The sequence below is a fragment of the Dyadobacter sp. LHD-138 genome (genome assembly GCF_030929615.1).
GTDB lineage: Bacteria > Bacteroidota > Bacteroidia > Cytophagales > Spirosomataceae > Dyadobacter.
The window spans coordinates 115,733-140,985 of record NZ_JAVFVU010000010.1; the positions used below are offsets into that span (position 1 = coordinate 115,733).

The 25,253-nt window shown below is 44.4% G+C and carries 20 protein-coding genes; 15 read left to right on the forward strand and 5 right to left on the reverse strand.

All coding sequences use genetic code 11. The annotated features are described in order from the left end of the window. Positions 1-42: 42 nt before the first annotated feature. The gene (locus tag RB622_RS09260; RefSeq protein ID WP_308046266.1) at positions 43-891 is read right to left on the reverse strand and encodes a hydroxymethylglutaryl-CoA lyase; all 849 of its coding nucleotides are present in this window, start codon (positions 889-891) and stop codon (positions 43-45) included. A gap of 104 nt (positions 892-995) precedes the next feature. After that, positions 996-2,057 carry an NAD-dependent epimerase/dehydratase family protein gene (locus RB622_RS09265; RefSeq protein ID WP_308046267.1) on the reverse strand — a complete coding sequence of 354 codons (1,062 nt, stop codon included), beginning with the start codon at positions 2,055-2,057 and terminating at the stop codon, positions 996-998. 261 nt (positions 2,058-2,318) lie between these two features. Here RB622_RS09265 and RB622_RS09270 point away from each other — a divergent pair, with 261 nt between their 5' ends. From RB622_RS09270 to RB622_RS09290, 5 genes are read left to right on the forward strand one after another with little or no spacing between them, the layout of a single operon-like run. Beyond that, on the forward strand, positions 2,319-3,053 hold the full coding sequence (locus tag RB622_RS09270) for a hypothetical protein (RefSeq protein WP_308046268.1): 735 nt from the start codon (positions 2,319-2,321) through the stop codon (positions 3,051-3,053). Beyond that, complete coding sequence (locus tag RB622_RS09275; protein ID WP_308046269.1) at positions 3,050-5,821, forward strand: TonB-dependent receptor; 2,772 nt, start codon at positions 3,050-3,052, stop codon at positions 5,819-5,821. The genes RB622_RS09270 and RB622_RS09275 overlap by 4 nt, the downstream gene beginning before the upstream one ends. Positions 5,822-5,831: 10 nt before the next feature. Next, on the forward strand, positions 5,832-6,941 hold the full coding sequence (locus RB622_RS09280; protein ID WP_308046270.1) for a DUF4249 domain-containing protein: 1,110 nt from the start codon (positions 5,832-5,834) through the stop codon (positions 6,939-6,941). Positions 6,942-6,955: 14 nt separating this feature from the next. Beyond that, positions 6,956-8,080, forward strand: a complete 1,125-nt coding sequence (locus RB622_RS09285) for a DUF4249 domain-containing protein (protein WP_308046271.1) — start codon at positions 6,956-6,958, stop codon at positions 8,078-8,080. After that, entirely contained in the window at positions 8,077-10,503 is a 2,427-nt protein-coding gene (locus tag RB622_RS09290) for a hypothetical protein (RefSeq protein WP_308046272.1), read from the forward strand. Before RB622_RS09285 ends, RB622_RS09290 begins: the two co-directional genes overlap by 4 nt. A 232-nt stretch (positions 10,504-10,735) precedes the next feature. Here RB622_RS09290 and RB622_RS09295 read toward each other — a convergent pair whose 3' ends face one another. Then, positions 10,736-11,197: an Lrp/AsnC family transcriptional regulator gene (locus tag RB622_RS09295; protein ID WP_254562348.1), complete on the reverse strand. Its 462-nt coding sequence runs from the start codon at positions 11,195-11,197 to the stop codon at positions 10,736-10,738. Between the two features lie 170 nt (positions 11,198-11,367). On the opposite strand from RB622_RS09295, the gene RB622_RS09300 reads away from it, so the two are divergent. Further along, positions 11,368-12,321, forward strand: coding sequence for an NAD-dependent epimerase/dehydratase family protein (locus tag RB622_RS09300; protein ID WP_308046273.1), 954 nt, complete (start codon positions 11,368-11,370; stop codon positions 12,319-12,321). A 32-nt stretch (positions 12,322-12,353) separates the two neighbouring features. Next, positions 12,354-13,544, forward strand: coding sequence for a glycine C-acetyltransferase (gene kbl, locus RB622_RS09305; RefSeq protein WP_308046274.1), 1,191 nt, complete (start codon positions 12,354-12,356; stop codon positions 13,542-13,544). Between the two features lie 75 nt (positions 13,545-13,619). On the opposite strand, the gene RB622_RS09310 is transcribed toward kbl, so the two are convergent. Then, complete coding sequence (locus tag RB622_RS09310) at positions 13,620-14,438, reverse strand: transglutaminase family protein (protein ID WP_308046275.1); 819 nt, start codon at positions 14,436-14,438, stop codon at positions 13,620-13,622. Between the two features lie 392 nt (positions 14,439-14,830). Here RB622_RS09310 and RB622_RS09315 point away from each other — a divergent pair, with 392 nt between their 5' ends. From RB622_RS09315 to RB622_RS09330, 4 genes are all read left to right on the forward strand, one after another. Next, entirely contained in the window at positions 14,831-15,364 is a 534-nt protein-coding gene (locus RB622_RS09315) for a YceI family protein (RefSeq protein ID WP_308046276.1), read from the forward strand. Positions 15,365-15,622: 258 nt separating this feature from the next. Next, positions 15,623-16,975: a neutral/alkaline non-lysosomal ceramidase N-terminal domain-containing protein gene (locus RB622_RS09320; protein ID WP_308046277.1), complete on the forward strand. Its 1,353-nt coding sequence runs from the start codon at positions 15,623-15,625 to the stop codon at positions 16,973-16,975. Positions 16,976-17,092: 117 nt separating this feature from the next. Next, the gene (locus RB622_RS09325) at positions 17,093-18,178 is read left to right on the forward strand and encodes a Gfo/Idh/MocA family oxidoreductase (RefSeq protein ID WP_308046278.1); all 1,086 of its coding nucleotides are present in this window, start codon (positions 17,093-17,095) and stop codon (positions 18,176-18,178) included. 89 nt (positions 18,179-18,267) lie between these two features. Further along, positions 18,268-18,765 carry an acyl-CoA thioesterase gene (locus RB622_RS09330; RefSeq protein WP_308046362.1) on the forward strand — a complete coding sequence of 166 codons (498 nt, stop codon included), beginning with the start codon at positions 18,268-18,270 and terminating at the stop codon, positions 18,763-18,765. Between the two features lie 68 nt (positions 18,766-18,833). Here the strand turns inward: RB622_RS09330 and RB622_RS09335 are convergent, their stop codons facing one another. Continuing rightward, entirely contained in the window at positions 18,834-20,387 is a 1,554-nt protein-coding gene (locus tag RB622_RS09335; RefSeq protein WP_308046279.1) for a helicase HerA-like domain-containing protein, read from the reverse strand. 224 nt (positions 20,388-20,611) lie between these two features. On the opposite strand from RB622_RS09335, the gene RB622_RS09340 reads away from it, so the two are divergent. From RB622_RS09340 to RB622_RS09355, 4 genes are all read left to right on the forward strand, one after another. Beyond that, positions 20,612-21,628 (forward strand): alpha-E domain-containing protein, encoded by a 1,017-nt coding sequence (locus RB622_RS09340; protein ID WP_308046280.1) that lies wholly within the window; start codon positions 20,612-20,614, stop codon positions 21,626-21,628. 68 nt (positions 21,629-21,696) lie between these two features. Then, positions 21,697-22,539, forward strand: a complete 843-nt coding sequence (locus tag RB622_RS09345; RefSeq protein ID WP_308046281.1) for a transglutaminase family protein — start codon at positions 21,697-21,699, stop codon at positions 22,537-22,539. A gap of 108 nt (positions 22,540-22,647) precedes the next feature. After that, positions 22,648-24,051 (forward strand): phosphoglucosamine mutase, encoded by a 1,404-nt coding sequence (glmM, locus tag RB622_RS09350; protein WP_308046282.1) that lies wholly within the window; start codon positions 22,648-22,650, stop codon positions 24,049-24,051. A gap of 2 nt (positions 24,052-24,053) precedes the next feature. After that, complete coding sequence (locus RB622_RS09355; protein ID WP_308046283.1) at positions 24,054-25,202, forward strand: cysteine desulfurase family protein; 1,149 nt, start codon at positions 24,054-24,056, stop codon at positions 25,200-25,202. Positions 25,203-25,253: the final 51 nt, after the last annotated feature.

Below are 25,253 nucleotides of genomic sequence, written 5' to 3' on the forward strand. Positions count from 1 at the left end.
ATCTATCTGACAGCCGAAAGCTGGCTGCCGATAGCCTATTATCTAACTATTTACTAATTCCAAAAACATTTGACGGGCTTCATCCAGCGCCTTCATATCCAAACAGGTCAGGTCCTTTTTTTCTCTGGCAAAATCCAGCAACCTTTCCATCGGCATATTGCCCACCAGATCATCCTGGGCCATCGGGCAGCCTCCATAACCTAACAATGCGCCGTCAAACCTGCGGCATCCAGCGGCGTAGGCAGCATCAATTTTTACTTGCCAGGCTTCGGCCTTGGTATGAAAATGCGCTCCGAATTCCAGATCCGGATACGTTGGTATCAATTGTTTAAAAAGCGCCGTAATATCATGCACATGCGCAAGACCAACGGTGTCGGCCAGTGAAAATATTTTTATTCCCAAAGCGGAAAGCTTTTTTACCCAGTGCAAAACAATTTCCGGACTCCAGACATCATCATACGGATTGCCAAAACCCATTGAAATATAAATCACCAGTTTTTTTCCGTGTTGTCTGCATAAAGACTGAATTTGCTCAACTCTACCCAGGGATTCGTTGATCGTCGCGTGGGTATTTCGCAGCTGAAAAGTTTCCGAGATGGAAAACGGATAACCCAGATACGTGATCTGGTCAAAAACACAGGCTTCGGCAGCACCACGTTCGTTGGCTACGATAGCCAGCAATTTGGTGGAAGTCGCAGAAAGATCAAGTTTGGGAATCATGTCAGCCGTATCGCTGACCTGTGGCATGGCTTTGGGAGAAACAAAACTGCCAAAGTCCAGCGTGTCAAAACCAACCTGAAGAAGTTTGTTCAGGTAGTCAATTTTTTTTTGTGTAGGAATAAAAGGATGATGGCCCTGCCATGCGTCCCGGGGGCATTCGATAAGTTTCATAGGCAAAGGCATTGGGTTTTGCTATGATATTTATTGAAAAACAAAACCGGGATTGGTTAAGTCGCACGAACATGCAGCAAAATCTAACCAATCCCAGTCTTATATTATTTCAAGATCGGAGCCAGGTCCTTCTCGTTTTCTGCCAGCCACGCCGTGATTTCTTCCACAATCTGGCGAATGCCGATTTTAGGTTCCCAGCCTGTCAAAGCCGTTACTTTCGTATTGTCAGTCAGATAAAGACGTATATCGGCAGTCCGTGTTTCCGGTACCACTTTGATCGGAATGGTTTTGCCCGTCACTTCCTGACAGATTTTGGTAAGTTCCTGCAACGAAGCGCTGCTTTGCAAACCGCCGCCCGCATTCAGGATTTCTCCGTTCACTTTATCCAGGTTGTGCAACTGCCAGTCGATCAAACGGTAAAGGTCCGCCACGTGAAGCATATCACGCATTTGTTTTCCCGTACCACCGTATCCAAAATAGCCCAGTTGTTGCTCAAAATAGTGTTTTGCGATCCAAAGCACCATAACGCCCTGATCTACTTTACCCATTTGCCACGGACCCGTGATAACGCCGCAACGGTTAATAACCGTACGCAGGTTATAGAATTCATTGTACTCCTGAATAATTAGTTCAGAAGCCAGTTTGGTCGTTCCGTACAGGGAACGCGCACCGTTAAGGGGGAAATCTTCGGCAATTCCTTTGGCAGAAACACCAGGAACAGGCTGGTCGTCCGCCAATGAAAAACGTGTTTCCTCCTCAACAAAATTCAGTGTTTCAATCGTTTTGATCGGATAAACACGGCTTGTTGAAAGGAAAATGAAACCTGCCTTATGCTTAAGCGCATAGTTCAGGCAGTTGACCGTTCCTACCAGGTTGGTGTTGATCAAATAATCGGGTGTGCCGTCAAGACCTGCAAGAACCGATGGCTCAGCAGATGCTTCAATCACTGTATCGACTGCCGGAAAGGCATCAAAGTCTTCTTTGTTACGAATATCGCCGTGCACAAATTCAACGCCTGCCTGTTTCAGACGGCTCAGATTGAGTTCAGAACCACGGCGTTTAAGGTTGTCCAGCGCAAAAATCTGGTAATCCGGATAATTTAATTTTAGTGATATCGCCAGAGCCGATCCTACAAAGCCGGCGCCACCGGTAATAAGTATTTTCATGAATAATATTGATATATGAAAGTTTGAGTGAACGTGTGCTCGCTTCGAACTTCAAAGTTAGGATCATTCAGGAAATTTGGAGGGATAAGTTGTTGTTTTTTATGGAACGGCGTATACATACCGTTTGCGAACATTTAATAAATAAAGTTCTTAAGTATATAGTAAGTCACTATTATTAATAACTTTAATACATAATTGGCTTTCCTGCCACAAACGACTGTGCTTGTTCGTATTACGTTTAAAACTCCCTGGACCCGATATATGCGTATTTTTACATTCTGCCTGTTTATTTTTTTATGTGTTTTCGGTCCTGGTTACGGGCAGCTGGCTGATTCCAAATCTGCTGTTCCAGACGCTGTGCCGGCATATCCCCTCTCGCTTTACAAAGCCGCGACCACCGATGCACAAAATCTTTACAACGGAAGATTGTATTTTATCTATGATGCGCGGGGTGAGGAACATCAGTTTCTTGATGCGCGAAAACTGGAAAAAGGAATGGTGTTCTATGACGGGCAGCAGTATGACAGTATTCCGATGATGTATGATCTGGTGCGGGATGAGTTGATTATCACGCATATTAATGGTTATGAAAATATTTTGCTGCAATCGCCGAAGGTGCAGTATTTCTCTTTTTATAATCACAATTTCAGACGATTTGAATCGGGGAAAGGCATTAACCCGGAGATGCGTACCGGTTTTTATGATGAGATCTACAACGGGAAAACAAAGACGTTAATCCGCCGGGTTAAAGAGCGTCAGGAAAAAATTGTCGAGAAAAAAGTGGTTGCCCTGTTTCCGGCAAAGAACTTCTATTATTTATATAAAAATGGAAAGTATAACTCGGTACGTTCTAAAAAGTCCGTACTGGCACTTTTTCCTGCGCATAAGAGTGAATTGCGCAGAGCATTGCGCGAGAAAAAGGTCCGATTTCGCAAAAATCGCGAGACTGCTATTGTAACGATGGTTGCCCGCTACGATGAACTAACTAAACCATGAAAATATTCAGAAACTTTACGCTCCTTTTTAGTCTGATCTTTTTCTCTCAGTATGGCTGGGCCCAGCAGGTTACGGAACCGCGCATCACCATGCGTTTGGATTCGGCCCGTTTTAACGATTTTGTGAAAGATGTGGAACGACAAACCGGTTATTTTTTCTACTACGATGCGGCACGTTTCGATAGTCTGACGATCGATCTTGATGTAAAAGACCAGACCATCCGCGCAGTATTGGAGCAGGTTTTTCGGGGTTCGGATTTTACCTATGCTTTCGATGTGGGCAAACGGGTGTACATCACCGAAGGTCAGAAAATTATCACACAGCTTCAGCCCGGGCTGTTCAATCCGAATAGTCCTGATGGAAATGAACCGGTGACTTATGCCAGTCCGGATAATGCAGCCCAGGAAAAATTGTTGTCGACAGCAGAAAGCAAGTTGCATGAAATTGGTATAAAAAAGTATAAAATTCAGCCCGGGAATTCAACCGTGACAGGTTATATCCGAAGCGCTGTAACGGGCGAGCCTGTGGTCGGTGCCGCTATTTTTATTGAATCACCCTCCATTGGTGTCACCACGGATGCCTTGGGTTTTTACGCTTTAACGATACCGCGCGGCAAGCAGAAACTGAAAATCAAAAGTTTTGGTATGCGGGAGACGCAGCGTCAGATTATCCTTTATTCTGACGGAAAGCTGGATGTCGAGATGCGGGAAAGCGTGATCGCGCTGAAGGAGGTTTCTGTTAAGGCAGGCATGGATAAAAACGTAGTGGGAACACAGATGGGGCAGGTAAAACTGACGATTAAAAATCTGAAACAGGTCCCGACCGTTTTTGGCGAAACAGATCTTTTGAGGACGGTGCTAACGTTGCCAGGCGTGAAATCGGTAGGGGAAAACAGTACCGGACTTAACGTGCGCGGAGGTTCTACGGATCAAAACCTGATCCAGTTTAATGACGCTGTAATTTACAATCCATCCCATTTGTTTGGTTTTTTCTCGGCGTTTAACCCTGACGTTTTGAAGGATGTGGAATTATACAAAAGCACCATCCCGTCAAGATTCGGAGGCCGGTTATCTTCTGTGCTGGATATCAACAGCCGGGACGGAAATAAAAAGAAATTTGTCGCATCCGGCGGTGTTGGGCTGGTTACAGGCAGGCTGACGCTCGAAGGCCCGATCATCAAGGATAAAACTTCTTTCATGCTGGGCGGGCGCTCAACGTATTCAAGCTGGCTGCTGAAACGTCTTGACGATGCAAAGTACAACAAAAGTTCTGCGTCTTTTTACGATGTTAACTTTAACGTAAGCCATGAGATTAATGAAAAGAACAGCCTTTTCGTGACGGCCTACATGAGTAAGGATAAGTTTAAATTATTTGGTGATACAACCTATTCCTACCAGAATCAGCTTGCTTCCCTGAAATGGAAACACACGTTCAACAGTCGCTTGTACGGAGAATTTACGGCTTCCCACAGCAAGTATAACTATGAAATGGAAAGTCAGGGTTTGCCGTTGAACGCTTTCAATCTGAAATTTGATATCAACCAGTCGCAGTTTAAAGCCGATTTTAATTATGTCCTGCACCCAAAACATACGTTGGATTTTGGGTTAAGTTCTATTTATTACAAGTTACATCCAGGTTCTTTCCAGCCCAACAGTGAGCAATCGCTGGTTATTCCGGACGAATTGCAGCGGGAACAGGCTTTGGAAAGTGCGCTGTACATCGAAGACAAATTTGAGGTCAATCCGAAGCTTTCGATCACGGCCGGTTTGCGTTATTCCTTTTATCAGTATCTGGGGCCGAGAACGGTAAATAAATACGTTCCGGGTTTCCCGATTGATAAAATTTATGAAGACGGAACGCAAACTTATGCTTCCGGCAAAAAGATCAAAGGTTATGGCGGGCCGGAATACCGCCTTTCGCTGCGTTACACCGTTTACGACAATCTGGCGGTGAAAGTAAGTTACAATACGCTGAGGCAATACATCCATTTACTGACGAATACCATGACGGTTTCTCCAACCGATATCTGGAAACTGAGCGATCAGTATATCAAACCACAAACCGGAGACCAGGTTTCTGTCGGATTGTACAAAAATTTCAGGGGAAATAAAATTGAAGTTTCACTGGAAGGTTATTACAAAAACATCCAGAACTTTCTGGATTACAAAGGCGGTGATTCCCTGATCATGAATCCGCGCATCGAAGCGGCGGTTTTGGGGACAAGGGGAAAAGCCTATGGAGTGGAACTGATGGTGAAAAAGATGACGGGCAAGCTCAACGGCTGGGTCGGTTATACCTATTCGCGCACGCTTCTCAGAGCACTCGATCGTGAATCCGCGGATGCACCAAACAAAGGCAATTATTATCCGAGCAATTACGACAAGCCGCATGATTTTACAATGATCACGAATTACAGGCTCTCTCACAGGTTCAGTGTTTCATTCAACTTTACTTACAGTACCGGTCGGCCTTATACACCACCGGTGGGCAAATATATTATTGACGGAGCACAGCGGGTTTACTATGCGGACAGGAACCAGTTCAGGATACCGGATTATTACCGGGCCGATCTGGCGATGAATATTGAGGGGAATCATAAGGTGAGGAAACTGGCGCACAGCTCCTGGACGCTGGCCGTGTATAATGTACTGGGAAGAAAAAATCCATCGTCTGTATATTTCCAGACGCAGGGTGGCAGGGTGAACGGATATCAGCTGTCGATTTTCGGCCAGCCGATACCAACCATCACGTACAATTTTAGATTTTAAACCGGGAAAAATGAAAGGATACTGTTTTTTGATAATCGTTTTCCTGACTTCGCTTTTTATAGTGATCGGCTGCGTGGAACCTTTTTCACCGCCCGAGGTAAATTCGGATGAGGGATATCTGGTTATTGATGGATTTTTAAATGTTGGCTTAGATACCAGCCGAATCGAATTGAGCCATACACAGAACACCAATACCCAGACATCGGTACTTAAAGAACCGGGGGCAAAACTGACGGTGGAAGGAGAAAAAGGTGAAACTTATGCTTTTACCGAGAAAGGGAACGGATCGTATTATTTGCCGCCATATTCTTTCAACACCGCTCAGAAATACAGGCTGCGCGTCAAAACGCGGGTGGGCGGGGAATATCTTTCGGATTTTGTTGAAGTGAAAAACACGCCTGCAATCGACGCCATTGAAGGAAAATTGGACACACGACAGGATGCGATGGTGATGCAGGTGAATACGCATGATGCAACGAACAGTACCCGGTTCTATCGCTGGGGATTTGAGGAGACCTGGGAATATCGTGCGGCATTTTATTCTTCGCTGGAACTTGTCGGCGGTCAAATTGTAAGTCGGAAGAATGATATAAACCTTTGCTGGCGTACGCTGAAATCGTCCAATATTTTACTGGGATCGACCATCAAATTATCACAGGATATTATTAAAGATCTGCCGCTTACTACCGTGCCAATAGCAACGAACAAACTGTATATCAAATACAGTATTCTGGTTAAGCAATACGGACTTACACAGGATGCTTTCGAATACTGGACGAGTCTGGCCAAAACGACCGAAGGGACCGGGAGTTTATTTGATCCGCTGCCGTCGCAGATTACGGGAAATATCAGGAGTACGACCAATCCGAAAGAGCTGGTTTTTGGCTATTTCAGTGCGGCGGTGGAACAGAAAAAACGGATTTTTCTGACGCCCAATTTGGGCCGATATCCAACTTGCTCTGCTCCGGACACACTGGAGATCAAGGACGCATTGAAGTCCGCGAACATGCTGATGAATTATTATGGCGAAAGATCCGAATATATACTCGAAACCATTGATTATTGCGCGGATTGCCGGGAGCAGGGGGGTGTCACGAAAAGGCCTGCTTTTTGGGAATGATTAACTGGATGGCTATGAAGAACAAATACGTGCAGATGATTGGCGTTTTTATGCTGCTATTTTTGATATACAGCTGCGTAGAGCCATTTTCTCCGCCAGAGGTAAACGATGATCAGGGATATCTGGTCGTTGATGGGTTTTTAAATGTTGGCTCAGATACCAGCCGGATTGAGCTGAGCCATACGCAAAACACCAATGCAACATTAGCCGTAGCGAGGGAATCGGGGGCGAAAGTTGTGGTAGAACAGGAAAATGGAGGGACATTCCCATTTGTCGAAAAGGGAAGCGGCTCTTATTTTTTGCCGCCGCAGACGTTCAGTAAATTAGCAAAATACCGGCTGCGTGTCAAAACCGTAAACGGACGTGAATATCTTTCAGATTTTGTGGCGGTGAAGGATACGCCACCGATTGACGGTATCGAGGGGAAGTACGATGCACGGCAGAATGCGATGGTTATGCAAGTGAATACGCATGATGCCACAAATAATACCCGATTTTATCGCTGGAAATTTGAGGAAACCTGGGAATACCGGGCTGCAAATTATTCCGCTCTTGAGGCGATTACCAATGCAGATGACGAGAGGGAGATTATTTCCAGACGACAGGATATCAATGTTTGCTGGCGGACAATAAAATCGGCCAATATTTTACTGGGATCGACCATTAAGCTTTCGCAGGATATTATTAAAGATTTGCCGCTGACGACGGTTCCTGTCTCTACAAATAAGCTTTACATTAAATACAGTATTTTAATAAAGCAATACGGACTTACCCAGGATGCCTTTGAGTATTGGACGAGTCTGGCCAAAACAACGGAAGGAACAGGGAGTTTGTTTGACCCGCTTCCATCACAGATTACCGGAAATATTAAAAATACAGCTGATGGTCAGGAACTGGTTTTTGGTTATTTCAGTGCTTCTGTGGAACAGAAAAAGCGGATTTTTCTGACACCGGGCCTTGGAATGTATCCAAGGTGTATTGATCCTGATACCCTGACACTGGATGAGGCCAAGAAAACCAGCTCACTGTTATTGAATACTGTCGGGATAAGATTCGACTCCGTGCTTGTAGCCAGTGATTTTTGCGCGGATTGCCGTGTGCAGGGCGGCGTTACTACTAAACCTTCATTTTGGGAATGATGAATACCATAACACATAAGGACACGGTGAAATGTAAAAACTTTATACTGATTTTACTCGGATTTCTTGCTTTGCCATTTACCGGTAAGGCACAGGATATCGCAGGTGCGGGAATCGTGCAAAAATTTCAGCTGTACAGCCAGCAGGCGGTACAGGAAAAGTTGTATCTGCATCTGGACAGGAGTTTTTACCTCGTGGGTGAAACCCTGTGGTTTAAGGCCTACAATCTTCATGGAGGAACACATCGCTTTATTGATCTTAGTAAAATTGCCTATCTGGAGGTGATGGATAAGGACCTGAATGCGGTGGCGCAAACCAAGTTTTCGCTGCTGGATGGGAAAGGAAATGGTTCGCTGGTGCTGCCTTCTTCGGTTGTCAGCGGTAATTACAAGGTGCGGTGTTATACCAACTGGATGAAAAATTTCAGTTCTGATTTCTTCTTCGAAACGTCGATATCGGTTGTGAATCCATTTGTAAAGTTTGATCCCGATCCGGACGAAAAACGGGAAGTGATTTATGATATTCAGTTTTTCCCTGAAGGCGGCCATCTGGTCAGAAACATCGAAAGTAAAGTGGGGTTTAGGGGCATTGCCAACGATGGAAAAGGAATCAACTTTAAAGGTTTCCTTGTCGACCAGAACAATGACACGATTGTCAGGTTTGAACCGAAGAAATTTGGTATAGGGAATTTTACTTTTAAACCCGTTGCCGGCGAAACGTATAAAATACTGATCAGGGATGAAAAGGGAATTGTCGGGACTTATTCGTTACCCGAAATCCAGGAGCAGGGTTATGTGATGCAGGTGAAAGACTTGTCTGCTGACCAGATCAGCGTTCTTGTGACGGCGAGCCCGGGTTCTGGCAGTGTAAGTTTGTTTACACATACCCGTCAGGAAAACCGTTATAGCGAAACAAAAGCGATTGTTGACGGGAAGGCGGTTTTTACTATTGATAAAAACAAGATCGGAGACGGGATTACCCACATTTCCATTTTTAACAATTCCGGGAACCCCGTTTGTGAGCGGCTCTATTTCAAACGCCCTGCGAAAGACCTGATGATCGAGGGAAAAGCAGGTAAGCAGACGTATCTGACCCGGGATAAGGTCACGATGGATTTAAGCACGCATTCGGATGCAGGTATCGTAGCGCTGTCGAATTTATCGGTTTCTGTTTATCTGGCGGATTCCATTCAGGCTGAGGATCATGAAAATATAAACAGTTATTTGTATCTGAGTTCTGACCTGAAGGGCACTGTTGAATCTCCTGAATATTATTTTCAGCGCAACAAGGACGTGGACGCAGCTGTGGATAACCTGATGATAACCCATGGCTGGCGCCGTTTTAAGTGGGATGATATTCTTAAAAATTCTCCCAAAGCTTTCCCGAACCTTCCTGAATTTGACGGACATTTTATTTTTGGTAAAGTTTTCAGCACCGTTACGGGTGCGCCTGTGAAGGATATGGAAACATATTTGGCTGCACCGGATGCCCCTGCAAGGCTATATTTTGCAAAAAGCAATAATGCGGGAGAAGTGCGTTTCGAAGTGAAAGAGTTTTTTGGTCCGAAAGAACTTACGATCCAGACAAATCTTTGGCTCGACAGTACGTATCGTTTTGAGGTTGCGAATCCATTTTCGAAACAGCCTCTTCAGTCAGGGTTGTCTTCTTTCAAATTCGATAAAAATCTTGAAAACCAGTTATTGGTTCGCTCCGTCAATATGCAGACGACCAATGCATTTCTGCCAAAATGGTATCGGGAAAATAAATATGCCTCGCCGGATTCTCTTGCCTTTTTCGGAAAACCAGATGAAAAGTACATTTTAGACGATTACACACGCTTTCCAACGATGGAAGAGGTGATGCGGGAATACGTTCGGGGCGTGATGGTAAGAAGGCGTCACAAGGAATTTCACTTCGTGATGATGGATAAATTGTTCCCGCAAACATTTTTCAGTACAGATCCTTTGATTTTACTGGATGGTATACCTATTTTTAATACGGATAAGATCATGGCCTTTGATCCGTTGAAAGTTAAGAAGATAGAACTGATGAGCGCCCGCTATTATTTGGGACGCAGCGTGTTTACAGGAATCGTCAGTTTGTCAACTTATCGGGGAGATCTGGCCGGATTTGAACTGGATCCGCGTATTCTGGTGATACCTTATGAAGGTCCGCAGGTGAAACGTGAATTTTATGCCCCGAAATATGATATGCAGGCCAGTATGCAAAGCCGTATACCAGATTTCAGGAATCTTTTGCATTGGGCGCCGGATGTAACAACCGATGCAGAGGGGAAATCACAACTGAGTTTTTATACGTCCGATCAGCCGGGGCGTTACAGGGTCGTTATTCAGGGCATTACAAGAAACGGTTTGGCTGGTAGTAAAGCATTTACTTTTATGGTAACACGCAGAAATTTATAGTAATAGATCTTATAGTGTCGTCCACCCAAACATAGTGAAGCTACTATGTCCCAACTGAAAACCCGGAGATTCTTCTTCGGGTTTTTCTTTTGGTCCTATTGTCGCTAGGGGAGGTTAAACGCAGAGTAAAGGGAGTTTTGCGCAGAGGACACGGAGTTTTAAATGACTTAATGAAAATGATAACTCCTAAAACGCTGCGAAAAACTCCCAGAACTCTGCGTTTAACCCCCGATCAGATGTAGAACTCAGACGTGTGTTTAATTTCCTTTAAAACGAAGGTACTGTTCAAAACGCCGATGTTGTCGATTTTGGACAATTTGTACTTTACAAAGTCGTGGTATTCGTCGAGGCTCCGCACATTGATCTTTAACAGAAAATCGACCTGCCCGGCCATGTGATAACATTCCTGCACCTCATCCAGATTCTGAATTTCCTGCTCAAATTTTTCAATGAATGCCTCGTTATGATACCGCATGGATACCTGGCATATCGTTGTAATAGGCCTGTTTATCAGTTTTTTATCCAGGATGGCAACGTACTGTTTGATAAAACCCAGATTTTCGAGCCGACGGATGCGTTCATAAATCGGGGAGATCGTAAGATTCAGGATCGTCGCTATTTCTTTTGTCGTTTTTTTTGCATCTTTCTGTAAAATCCGCAAAATTTTAGTGTCAATTTTATCTATTTCTTCCATGATGGCATAATATTTCCTGCTTTTGTAAAACAGAATATCCTTGAAAAGTAAATTTTTCTTTTGATTGTTAAATATGCAATAATATTTATCGAAATGAAATGAAATTACTTGAAATATTATCTTAAAATGCAAAATTGCGAGTGATTTATACTTTATAAATGCCTTGTGAAATGAAATCGGAAAGTATTTTAGTTATCGGAGCAAATGGCCAGATCGGATCGGTGCTGGTGGAATATTTGCGTGGTATTTATGGCGACAGCAAAGTGATTGCTTCTGACCTGAGGGTTAGCCCGGACAGACAGGATTATTTTGAAGTGCTGGATGCAACAGATGGCAAAGCTTTACTGGAAATCGTAAAACGTCATCAAATAACCCAGATCTATCATCTGGCGGCAATTTTGTCAGCGAAAGGGGAGCAGGATCCTCTGAATACCTGGCAAATTAATATGCAGACCTATTTTAATGTGCTGGAAGTAGCCCGTGAACAGGGTGTCAGCAAGATATTTTATCCAAGTTCCATCGCGGTTTTTGGGGCGCATGTCCATGGTTCTGCGGACCAGTTCGCTTATCTGGATCCGTCCACGGTGTACGGGATCAGTAAAGCGGCCGGTGAAAACTGGTCGAATTATTACTTTCAACGTTATGGAATGGATATCCGCTCGCTGCGTTATCCGGGTATTATCAGTTATCAGTCGATGCCGGGCGGTGGAACGACGGATTACGCCGTGGACATTTATCACAAGGCCGTCAAAGGCGAGCATTTCGACTGCTTTTTGAAAGAAGATGCGACGCTACCGATGATCTACATGAGTGACGCACTGGACGCAACGGTTCGTTTGATGGAAGCACCAGCCGAAAAAATCAGCGTTCGGACGGGTTATAACCTGGCCGGTATGAGTTTTTCTCCCAAAGAAATATATGAAAGTATCCGCAAGATTGTTCCTGCTTTTGAAATAAGCTATAACCCGGATTACCGTCAGGCGATCGCGGAATCGTGGCCATCGGAAATCGACGATTCGGAAGCCAGAAAGGATTGGGGATGGCGTCCGGCTTATTCGCTGGATAAGATGACGGAAGAAATGATCCAGGAATTGAGAAAAAAATATGAAATCGTAAGAAGCTAGCCTTCTCATTTACCCATCCAAATTAAATTATCATGTACGGAGCTATTAAGGAACAACTTCAGGGCGAGCTTGATGGAATAAAAGAAGCCGGACTTTATAAAACCGAGCGCATTATCGTGACACCGCAGGCAGCACAGATTGCCACAGAAAATGGGAAAGAGGTTTTGAATTTCTGTGCCAATAATTACCTGGGATTGTCCTCGCATCCGGATGTAATCGAGGCGGGCATTGATGCAATCCGTACACACGGCTTTGGCATGTCATCGGTTCGTTTTATTTGCGGGACTCAGGATATTCACAAAGAACTTGAACGTAAAACCGCGGAATTTTTGGGCACAGAGGATTGCATTTTATACGCAGCTGCCTTTGATGCAAACGGCGGTGTTTTTGAACCATTGCTTGGGGAGCAGGATGCCATTATTTCGGATGAATTAAACCATGCGTCGCTGATTGACGGTATTCGTTTATGTAAAGCAAAACGTTTCCGGTATAAACACAATAACCTGGAAGATCTTGAACAGCAACTGAAAGATGCCCAGGGAAGCCGCCGTATTCTGATTGTGACGGACGGCGTTTTTTCCATGGACGGAACCATCGCGCAACTCGACAAAATCTGTGACCTGGCTGAGCAATATTCGGCGATGGTGATGATCGACGAATGTCATGCTTCCGGGTTTATCGGCAAAACCGGCCGTGGTACACATGAATTCCGTAATGTGATGGGGAGAATAGATATCATTACCGGTACTTATGGAAAAGCATTAGGCGGTGCATCAGGCGGATTTACGGCTGCGAAAAAGGAAATCGTTGAGATTCTTCGTCAGCGTTCACGCCCGTATTTATTCTCTAATACTTTGGCGCCATCCATCGTTGGCGCGTCTATTAAAGTGCTTGATTTGCTTACCAGTTCAACGGCACTTCGCGACAAACTTGAAAACAGCACAAAATATTTCCGCAGGGAAATGACCAACGCTGGTTTTGATATTCTTCCGGGCGAGCACCCAATCGTCCCGATTATGTTATACGACGCGAAGCTGGCACAGCAGTTTGCTGCAAAATTACTGGACGAAGGAATTTATGTAATCGGGTTTTTCTATCCGGTTGTACCGCAGGGAAAGGCGCGTATCCGTGTACAGATCTCGGCAGGTCACGAGCAGCATCATCTGGAAAAAGCCGTTGCGGCATTCACCAAAGTTGGAAAAGAACTTGGTGTGATCAGCTAATTGAATTTCATCAACATAAACACAGAAAAGCCGGATGTTGTAATGTCCGGCTTTTCTGTGTTTATGGATTGTAAGTTATTGGTTGTGGCTCTGTTGTGGCTCCGGTTCGAGGAGCTCTGCTTCCACATGTAAAGACAGCAAAGTTGCATTGCCGTATTGGGTAACCATCGCAACGTCGGCGGCGTCGCGGCCATGTGCAATTTCGATACGATATCCTTCTGTTTTCTCCTGAACAGCATCGAATGCATACCAGTCGTCCCCGATGTATACTTCAAACCAGGCGTGAAGATCCATATCTTTCAATTTGTTCAAATATCCGACCGTCATTCTGGTTGGGATGCACAGGTTTCTGCAAAGTGCGATGGCTAAATGTGTGAAATCCCGACAAACACCGATACGGTTTCTGGCCAGGTCGAGCGCGGTTGTACTGGCATCGGTCATTCCGTATTGATAAGTCACATTGTTGTGAATCCAGCTGCGTATGGCTTCAACCTGTTCATAGCCGGGAACGAGATTTCCGGCAATTTCCATCGCCAGCATGTTTATTTCATGTAAGTCCGACTGGCAATAACGGCTTGGTAAAATGTAATGCATGACCTCATCCGGCAGATCACCAACGAGCAGAAAGGGTGGTGCCGGGTCAGGAATTACTTTGGTTGGATTCACCTGCGCTTCAACCTCGGTGCTGATCGTTACCTTCCCCACCGGCAGGAGGGTGCGCTGACATGGATTTCCGTAAAGATCTGTGTATTCTGAAAATGGGATAGCTGGTTCGATTTTAAACCCTTCACTGATAATGGACTGCCCTTCCTGACGCCTCGGGCGCAGCATTGTTGTTATTGTTGTGGGCGCATATACATCGTAAGTAAATATGCTACGTCCCTTCATTCTCATGTATAAGCCGTTTAAGTAAAGTTTAGTAAAGATAGAAAGCTTTATTGGTGGAAATCGGCTGGAGAAACCAGTTTTAAAATTTTCTTAACATCGATTTACAAACAATTATGCCAGATACGCAATCCGGTATTAAACTGTATCAGAAGAACTTATTTTAATTATGATTTACTTTGGAAATGTTATGTTAAGCTGATTTTCTTTGGCGGGAAACCGGAGTCAATTAGAGAAAAATTAAATTCTTTGAGACGTGATCTAATTTTACTAGATTTCCGTTTTCCAATACAAAGAGGCAGGAAATGATATCATTGTCATTCTTTCTGTCAGGTAGGTAGCCAGTCTGGCGGTTTGGGATGTCCGTCTGTTGATCATTTTTAAACTTAAAGTTTATTCCTATGGCAATTACAAAGTGGATAGTAGACCCGGTACACTCTGATGTACAATTTAAAATTAAACATTTGGTGATCTCTACAATCACAGGTTCTTTCAAGAATTTCGAAGGAGGAGCAACGTCTGATCTGAACGACTTTGAAAATGCTGAGATTCACTTTTCACTGGATGTGGATAGTATTGATACCAACCAGGATATGCGCGATACACACCTGAAATCGGCCGATTTTTTCGATGCCGGTCAATTCCCGCATATTACCTTCCAGTCCAATTATTTCCATAAGGCCAAGGGCGATCATTACAAGCTTTCCGGTTTATTGACTTTAAAAGGGATAACCAAACCCATTGAGCTCGATGCCGAATATGGTGGAACAGAACGTGACGCGGATGGTAATATCCGTCTGGGATTTGCGGTTGTCGGAATGTTAAGCCGCCAGGAATTTGGATTAAATTATATGCAGCTGACCCAAACGGGTGGTTTGTTGATTGGCGAAGATGTGAAGCTGATTGCCAATATACAGCTTGTGAAGCAAAACTAGGATATTTGTTCGTGGATTAAAATCCACGGCCACAAGATCGGCCATGCCGTAGGCATGAGCATGTTGATCAGGATGTTTCAACAGGATTCTATATGTAATAACTGTCAGAGATATCGCAACCTTCACAGTGCCATCGGCACGACCGATCTTGTAGCCATGGATTTTAATCCATGGAAAAGAAAGTTCGTGGCCAATAAATAGCTTGTTCGCCGACCTATTCCATATCTTTACCGCCACAAAACCATCTCATTTCTTTTCATGAAATTCCTTAAAATCCTTCTTTACATCATCGGTTCGCTATTGCTTGTCTTACTGCTGATGGTGGCCACGATGGTTACGACTATCGACCGGACACCCTATAAGGAAATGGCTTATTACAAGCAATGGAAGGAAAATGTAGCGAAAATTGGGAGCCAGTCCGCTACGGACACGACAGAAAAAGCGTTATCGGCGGGTTGGGCGAAAGTCAATATTACGCCAGCAAAACCGGGGCCGATGGCAGGCTACGGGAAAAGAAAAGGAGCACATTATGAAGCTGTTCACGACTCCATTTATGTCCGTACGGTTGTTTTGGATAATGGTATCACCAAAGCGGCGATTATTACGGCCGATATGCTGATTGTTCCGCCCAACGTTACAGAACGTGTAAAAACCCTTCTTCCGACGATTGGTTTCACCTTCGACCAGGTTTATTTTGGCGCTATTCATAGTCATAACAGTTTGGGCGGTTGGTATAACACAATCACAGGAAAGCTTTTTGCAGGCGCTTATGACGCAGCGACCGTTGAAAATATTGCACAGGCCATCATTAAATCGATCACCGATGCAAAGAAAAATTTGCAGCCCGCCACAATTGGTTTTGGTGAAGTAAAAGATACGCTGGATATCAGGAACCGTTTGGTTGGCGACGAAGGCATACTGGATCCCTGGGTTAGAAATATCGAATTTGTCAAGGCAGATGGGAAAAAGGCGTTAATCAGTTCATACGCGGCACATTCGACGGTGTTGAATGCCAAAACGATGGAGTTATCCCGCGATTATGCCGGTGCTTTGGTGGACGATCTGGAAGACGGGGAGGCTGATTTTGCCGTGTATATGGCAGGTGCGGTAGGGAGTATGGGGCCGATTGAAAAAGGTACAGATGATTTTGATGAAATGAAAAACCAGGCTGGTGGGGTAGAAAAGGCCATTCAGTCGATTGTTGGAAAATTTGAAAAACAACCTAATGTACTTCGTTCGGTCACGGTGCCCTTGCCATTAAGAGAACCAACACCAAAGTTAACACCGAAGTTTGCATTGCGCAGCTGGGTATTTCGTTGGGCATTTGGTGACGTGCCCTCCTATATCAAGGCGCTTCGCGTAGGCAATGTTTTACTGGTGGGCGTACCCTGCGATTTTTCAGGTGAACTGATGCCGGAGTTAACAGCCTATGCTGCCAAAAAGGGCCTGCATTTGATGGTGACGAGTTTTAACGGCGGATATATTGGGTATATTACCAATGATAAGTTCTTTGATAGAGATCTGTATGAGACCACAACCATGAGCTGGTTCGGGCCTTATAACGGAGCATATTTTCAGGAAGCAATCAGAGATTTGATTGACAGGTTTTAGTTATTGGTTTTTAGCTTAATGCCGGAATATAACCGATATGCTAAAACCAGGTTTACGCATCAATTTTTGCCGGACATGCTTGCTGATCTCCAAACGCTCAACTCTAAAACCTACTAAATGAAATACCTCGTAACGATTGTCCTGTGTGTTTTTCTCACCACGTCAGGAATGGCACAAACGCCTGTACGGCTTGCCATTGCCGGTTTAAGTCATGGACATGTTGGTTGGGCTTTTAACCGCCAGGATAAAAAAGATACCGAAATTGTCGGGATTTATGAACCTAATCAGGAGCTTGCCGACCGTATCATGAAGCGTTATAAACTGGATGAAAATCTGTTTTTTACTGATTTAAACAAAATGCTTGATCAGACAAAACCAGATGCCGTTTCGGCTTTTGGCGCCATCAACGAGCATATTACAGTCGTTCGGGCTTGTGCACCGCGAAAAATTCATGTGATGGTGGAAAAGCCGTTGGCGACTACCTTTGCCGATGCCAAGGAAATTCAGAACCTGGCTCTGAAGAACAATGTCAGGGTGCTGACCAATTTTGAAACATCCTGGTATGCCAGCAATCAATACGTAAATGATTTGGTGCAGGCGGGGAAACTGGGTGAAATCAGAAAAGTGATGGTCAATGACGGGCATCAGGGCCCCAGGGAAATTGGTGTAAGCCAGGAGTTTTTTGACATTTTGACGGATCCTGTCAAAAACGGAGCAGGTGCTTTGGTTGATTTCGGATGTTATGGTGCCAACCTGATGACATGGCTGATGAAAGGAGAACGTCCGGTCTCAGTGACGGCGGTTACGCATCAGAATAAGCCCGATATTTATCAAAAGGTGGATGATGAAGCCTCGATTGTTTTGCAATATCCCAAAGCGCAATGTATCATCCAGGGATCATGGAACTGGTCTTTTGGAAGAAAAGACATGGAAGTTTATGGAACAAAAGGGTATGCTGTTGCGGTTGATCCTACAACGATCAGAGAACGTCTGCAGGAAAAAGTGCCGGAAGAAAGAAAAAAAATCGATCCGCGTCCGGCTCCGTTTACAGACCCATTTTCAGTTTTGGCCGACGTGGTGCAGGGCAGATTAAAAATGGATAAGCATGATTTGTATGAATTGCCTGTGAATGTAACTGTGGTCGAGATTTTAGAGGCTGCGAAAGCATCTGCAAAATCCGGCAAGACCGTTACCTTAAAATAACGTTTATTTAAAATTAGAAATCAGTGCAAGAATCGCCTTCCCTTGACCCGAAACCTGTAAGTTTTTCGCAAACGACACTCACCGAACTGATGATTCCTTCCTATGCCAACTTCGGCGGGAAAATTCACGGAGGCATCCTGCTTTCGTTGATTGATAAGGTGGCTTATGCCTGTGCGTCGCGTCATGCGGCTACTTATTGCGTAACGGTTTCGGTGGATGGAGTGGATTTTCTAAAACCAGTGGAAGTTGGAGACCTGGTTTCGCTGATGGCTTCTGTCAATTACGTGGGTAAAACTTCCCTCGTTATCGGGATTCGCGTGATCGCTGAAAATGTAAGAAATGGTGTCCAGCGGCATACCAATACTTCATACGTGACCATGGTGGCCAAGGGAGAAGACGACCGTCCTGCATTGGTTCCGCCGTTATTGCTCGAAAGTGAAGCAGACGGACGCAGATTCCTGGAGGCAATGAAACGCCGCGAACTAAGAGAACAATATCGTCACGCTTTTGATAGTGAAAAAGGGAGGATTGAAGTAGGAGAAAATCTGGATGAACTTTCGCAGCAAAGATGCGTCATCGGCTGGTAATGATCTGAAAAATATTGTTTTAGTCCCTAAGAGATTTCTTTGAAATGTCTTAGGGACTAAAAATTTAATTAGAAACCGAATAGACCTCCTTTTTTTGTCCGGGAAGTTGATTTGCCGAAAAGCATTCCGAATACACCCCGTACCACTTCTCTGCCGATTTGTTTCGCGAGCGGTGATGCCAGTGCTTCTTCAAACATTCCTTTTTCCTGTTTGCCATTACCTTTCGCCGCCGCTGCTTCTTCCTTGATTTTCGCCTCCTGCCGGGTTTGCTCTTCCAGTCGTTTGGTTAAAATTTCATAAGCACTTTCCGGATCGATCGGGTCTTTGTATTTTAGATAAAGATCAGACTGACGTACCTGATTTTCGTAATCCGACTGTGTCATCGGTCCCATGATCGATGTAGGCGGCAGTAAATGTGTCGCGGCCACTTCGGTCGGGATACCTTTTTCATTCAAAACCGTGACAAGCGCCTGGCCAATCCCGAGCGTCGTCAATATCTGGTCAATCGAGTAAAAATCTGACCGCGGATACGTTTTTACCGTTTGTTTCAAAGCATCGGCATCCTGAGGTGTAAATGCGCGAAGCACGTGCTGTACCCGGTTTCCCAACTGCGCCAATACCGATACAGGAATATCCTGCGCCATTTGGGTACAGAAGAAAATACCGACACCTTTTGATCTGATCAAACGGACCACCTGCTCAATCTGATCCAGAAACGCTTTTGGCGCATCTTTAAATAATAAATGAGCCTCGTCTAGGAAGAAAACCAGTTTTGGTTTGTCAAGGTCACCCGCCTCCGGTAATGTCTGATATATTTCAGCCAATAAGCTTAACATGAACGTCGAGAACAATGCCGGCTTATCCTGAACATCGGAAATATTCAAAAGGCTGATCACGCCCTGTCCGTCAACTTTGTTGATAAGATCAGAAATGTCAAAAGATTTTTCTCCAAAAATAGTCCCAACTCCCTGTTGTTCCAACGCGACGATCTTTCTCAGGATTGTGCCTGCGGTCGATGCGGAAATCGAGCCATAATCCGATTTTATTTCCGCTGCTCCCGGCCCATCTGAAAGATAACTCAATACTTTTTTCAGGTCATTCAAATCAATCATCGGCAGTTTTTTATCATCTGCGTATTTGAAGAGAATGGCTAGAACACCGGACTGCGTGTCGTTGAGTTCAAATATTTTCGATAACAAAATTGGGCCGAATTCCAGAATTGTTGCGCGCATCTGCGCACCTTTTTCGCCACTCAGGGAATACAATTCAACAGGAAAACCCTTTGCTTCGAACGGCGTTCCCAATACCGCTGACCGTTCTTCGATCGCTTTATTGGATGTTCCTGGTTTGGCGATACCCGACAAATCACCTTTGATATCGGACATAAAAACAGCTACACCGGCTGCGGAAAGCTGTTCAGCCAATACCTGAAGTGTACGCGTTTTTCCGGAACCCGTTGCCCCGGCAATTAACCCGTGGCGGTTCATCATACGAAGAGGCAAATTCACCTTCGCTTCCGTTAAAATTTCTCCGTCGAGAATTGCCGATCCAAGATGTATGGTTGGTTTGTCAGTTTGATACGATTTCTGGATTGCAGCTATGAATTGATCTCTTTTTGACACGGGTGTATGTAGTTATCGTTAATAATATTCTAATTTATCAAAATTATCACTTTTGCAATGATTTTAAGCGCCGATCAGAATATTTAGAGGATAATAATACTCTTTAAAGAACTTATATTATTTTTCGTAGTATTTTGTTTTTGCGGAATATTATTAGGTATTTTGGCATTATCACCATGATATTATTCTGAAATAATTCATTAAAATACAATTCATTGCCGCCTATGCTTAGTCGAGTTGCTAATTCAATTTATTGGATGAATCGTTATATGGAACGGGTTGAAAATTATGCCCGTTTCGTCGGAGTTAATTTTAATCTGGCACTTGACCTTCCTCCTGACGTGGATGAGCAATGGGAGCCGCTTCTTATCGCCACTGCGGACCACTTTTTGTTTTATAAATATTATGATAAACCAACAAAGGAGGACGTCATCCATTTCATGACCTTCGACAAGCGGAACCCGAATTCGATTGTGAGCTGTCTGTACGAAGCCCGGGAAAATGCCCGGACGATCCGCGAGACAATTTCGAAAGAAATGTGGGAAAGTATCAATACTTTTTATCTGACCATCCGCGGTACTTCTCCGGAAGATTTCAGAAATATGGATCATATGCAGTCTTTTTTTACGGATATCCGTAAAAACTGCCAGCTTTTCCATGGTGTGGTTGATGCTTCCATTACACGTAATGAGGCCTGGCACTTTGGTCGTTTGGGAAGGCATATCGAACGCGCCGATAAATGTTCCAGATTTTTGGATGTGAAGTATTTTACGCTCTTGCAGGATACGGGTACGTCCGGTTCCACACTTGATCTGATGATGTGGACGGCAGTTTTGAAATCGGTCAGTGCTTATAACATGTATCGCCAGACGCACCGGGCCTTAACACCAATGAACATTGTGGCGTTTTTGATCCTTGATAAATTATTCCCGCGTTCGATCGCTTATTGTGTCCGTCAGGCTGAATTGTCTTTGTACGCCATTGCCGGCTCAATTCCTGAACGTGGCCATACCAATCCGGCTGAGCGGGCATTGAGTAAGATGCGCAGCGAACTGGAATTTACGGAAGTGGAAGACGTCTTTAAAATGGGGCTTCATAAATATCTGGATCGCTTCCAGACGAAGAATAACGAAATCGATAACGCGATTTTTGATATGTATTTTGGTCTGGAATCGGAGAAATCTCAAACGCAGTCGATGGGGCAAACCTCCGGACATTTTAAAAGCCAGTGGATGAATTGACCTGAGTAACGGGTCGTGGGTTTATAATATTTCATAGCACAAATTTTTGCTAAAACCCGTCAAATTTCATGAATCTGAAGGTACGTCATACGCTTGATTATCGTTACGATTTTCCCGTAGAACTGGATTCTCATACGTTTTATTTATACCCAAAGGCATACCCGCACCAGCGGGTATTGCACTATGCTTTGGTTATAGATCCTGTTCCTTCCAATATTGTTAAAAATGTGGATGCGGAAGGAAACGTGCAGCAGGTCGTCCATTTTTTTAACGGACCGGTATCGTATTTTAAAGTACAGGCTGAAATGACAGTTTGCTCCGATCCGGTTAATGTTTTTGATTTTGTACTTTTCCCTTTTACTACCCAGTTTTTCCCTTTTTTGTACGACAACAGGATTTATAAATACCTGATTCCTTATCTGGACCGAAGTGATGTTACGGGTTACGTCGAGCAGTTTGCCAGACGGATTGCATCAGAGGTTAGTTGGGGGACGGTTCCGTTTTTAGTGGAACTAACTAAATATATCGCCGAAAATTTTTCTTACCAGAACCGCGAATTTGGAGTAGCCTATCCGCCGGATGATACGTTAAGGGATAAAACCGGATCCTGCCGGGATTATTCGCGTCTGTTTATAGCCGCCTGCAGAAGTCATGGCATTGCCGCCCGTTTTGTGAGCGGTTATTTGTATGGAAATTTAAGACAGGCACATGAGCTCCACGCCTGGGTCGAAGTGTATTTGCCGGGTGCTGGCTGGAGGGGATTTGATCCCACCGAAGGGAAAGTTATTGCAAATAATCACATTAGTCTGGGTGCTTCCGCCGACTTTGATCAGCTGGCACCGGTTATGGGATTTTTCAGAGGTTCTGCTCAGTCGTCACTTGTGACGCATGTTGACATCGCGCTGATATAATTTCAGCGCAGCCTGTTACTCAATTCTTGGATTGTTTTATCAAATAATCCGATAGACCGCCGGAAATTTGTTATTTTTGTATCGTAACAAACAGAGGAATACTAGATCGTGACGTTAATCAAATCTATATCAGGAATCAGAGGGATAATAGGAGGGAAATCCGGTGATGCACTGACTCCAATTGATGTTGTTAAATTTGCTGCAGCCTATGGAACCTGGTTGCGGCGCACCAATCCACAAAACTTAAAGGTGGTGATAGGTCGCGATGCAAGACTTTCAGGCGAGATGGTGAGCCGTCTCGTGGCAGGAACTTTGCAGGGCGTAGGTCTTCACATAGTTGATTTAGGGCTTTCTACGACGCCAACGGTAGAAATTGCCGTGACGGCGGAAGAAGCTGCCGGAGGAATTATCCTCACGGCGAGCCATAATCCTATCCAGTGGAATGCGTTGAAATTGCTTAACCAGGACGGTGAGTTTATTTCAGAAGAGGAGGGTACGGAAATTCTGAGAATTGCGGATGAAGAAGATTTTCTTTTTCCGGATGTGAAAAAACTGGGAAGTTACAGAACTGACGATACTTATCTGCAAAAACACATTGATCATATTCTTGCGCTGGCACTGGTCGATGTGGAAGCGATCAAGGCTGCGAATTTTAAAATCGTGGTCGATGGGGTGAATTCAACGGGAGGAATTGTGGTTCCGATGCTGCTTGAAGCGCTGGGTGTTGAATCCAAAAATATTAAAGAAATACACTGCGAGCCAACGGGTAATTTTGCACATAACCCAGAACCTCTACCTGAACATTTACGTGATATCAGCAAAGAATTGAAAGATGGTTCTTTCAATCTCGGTGTTGTGGTGGATCCGGATGTGGACCGTCTGGCGTTGATCTGTGAAGACGGAACGCCTTTTGGAGAGGAATATACTTTGGTGGCCGTAGCTGATTATGTGTTGAAAAACACGCCTGGCAATACAGTGTCCAACTTGTCTTCTACCGCAGCTTTGAAGGATGTTACCATTAAAGCAGGTGGTGAATATTTTGCTTCCGCCGTGGGTGAGGTGAATGTGGTAACCGCAATGAAGGCGAATAATGCTGTGATTGGTGGTGAAGGAAATGGTGGCGTTATTTATCCGGAAAGTCATTATGGGCGTGATGCCCTGGTTGGCATTGCGTTGTTCCTGACACATTTGGCTAAATTTGGAAAGACGGCATCGGTACTTCGCAAGTCGTACCCGGGGTACTATATTTCTAAAAATAAAATTGAATTAACGCCGGATATTAACGTTGACAATATCCTCAGCCGTATTCAGACAAAATATTCAAAACAGCCATTGAGTACGATTGACGGCGTAAGAATAGAATTTAACCGGGAATGGGTCCATCTACGGAAGTCCAATACCGAACCGATCATCAGAATATATTCAGAGTCTGAGACGCTGACAACAGCTGATAATCTGGCAAATAAAATTATTTCCGATATCAAGGAAATTATTTCAGAACCGAAAAAATAATAATGAAAGCCTATTTTGATAACGCTGCTACGACGCGGCTGGATCAGGAAGTTTTGGAAACCATGATGCCTCTGATGACAGAGGCATTTGGTAATCCTTCGTCCATCCATTCTTATGGTCGTGCAGTCCGTTCTGTGGTGGAAAGAGCGAGGAAAAGTGTAGCAGGCATATTAAATGCAGCTCCTGCTGAAATATTTTTTACATCCGGAGGTACAGAAGCAGATAACACCGCCATTCGTTCGAGTATTGAAACGTTTGGTCTTAAGCATGCCATTACGTCGAAGATTGAACACCATGCGGTGCTTCACACACTGGAACATCTTGCCAAAACCGGGCAGATTCAACTGAGTTTTGTTAATCTGAACGAAAAGGGAGAAGTGGATCTGGGACACCTGGAAGTACTTTTGCAAACAAATTCCCGTTCGTTGGTTTCTTTGATGCATGGCAACAATGAAATTGGAAATTTGCTTGATCTGAATGCCGTTGGCGATTTGTGCGAACATTATGATGCGATATTTCATAGTGACACGGTGCAGACCATGGCGCATTACAAACATGACCTGCAACAGCTGAAAACCAATTTTATCGTTGGTTCCGCCCATAAATTCCATGGCCCAAAGGGTATTGGGTTTTTATACGTAAAACCGGGAACGAAGATTTTTCCATTTGTACACGGCGGTGCTCAGGAGCGTAACATGCGCGGAGGTACTGAAAATGTATATGGAATTGTGGGATTGGCAAAAGCACTGGAACTGGGCTATCGTGATATGGCCGAACACCGAAGTCACATCGAAGGACTGAAAACCCGGATGATCCACAAGCTTCGGGAAAACATCGAAGGCGTTACTTTTAATGGTAAATCCGCGTTGCTTGACGAAAGTTTGTATACCGTGCTAAGCGTGAGTTTGCCCCCATCAGGATTGAACGATATGCTGCTTTTCAACATGGATATTGCAGGTGTGGCGGTTTCGGGAGGAAGTGCCTGTGCAAGTGGAACGGATGTAGGATCACACGTGCTGACCGAAATTCAGATTAATCCCGACAGGGCGAATGTGCGTTTTTCTTTCGGGAAATATAATACAACTGAGGAAGTAGATTTTGCCGTGAATACATTAGCAGAACTTTATAGGAAAGAATCGGTAATGCTGTAATCAGCGACGAAAAAATAATTTTAAGCCAAAAACAAAAAGAAGTCAAGTTTT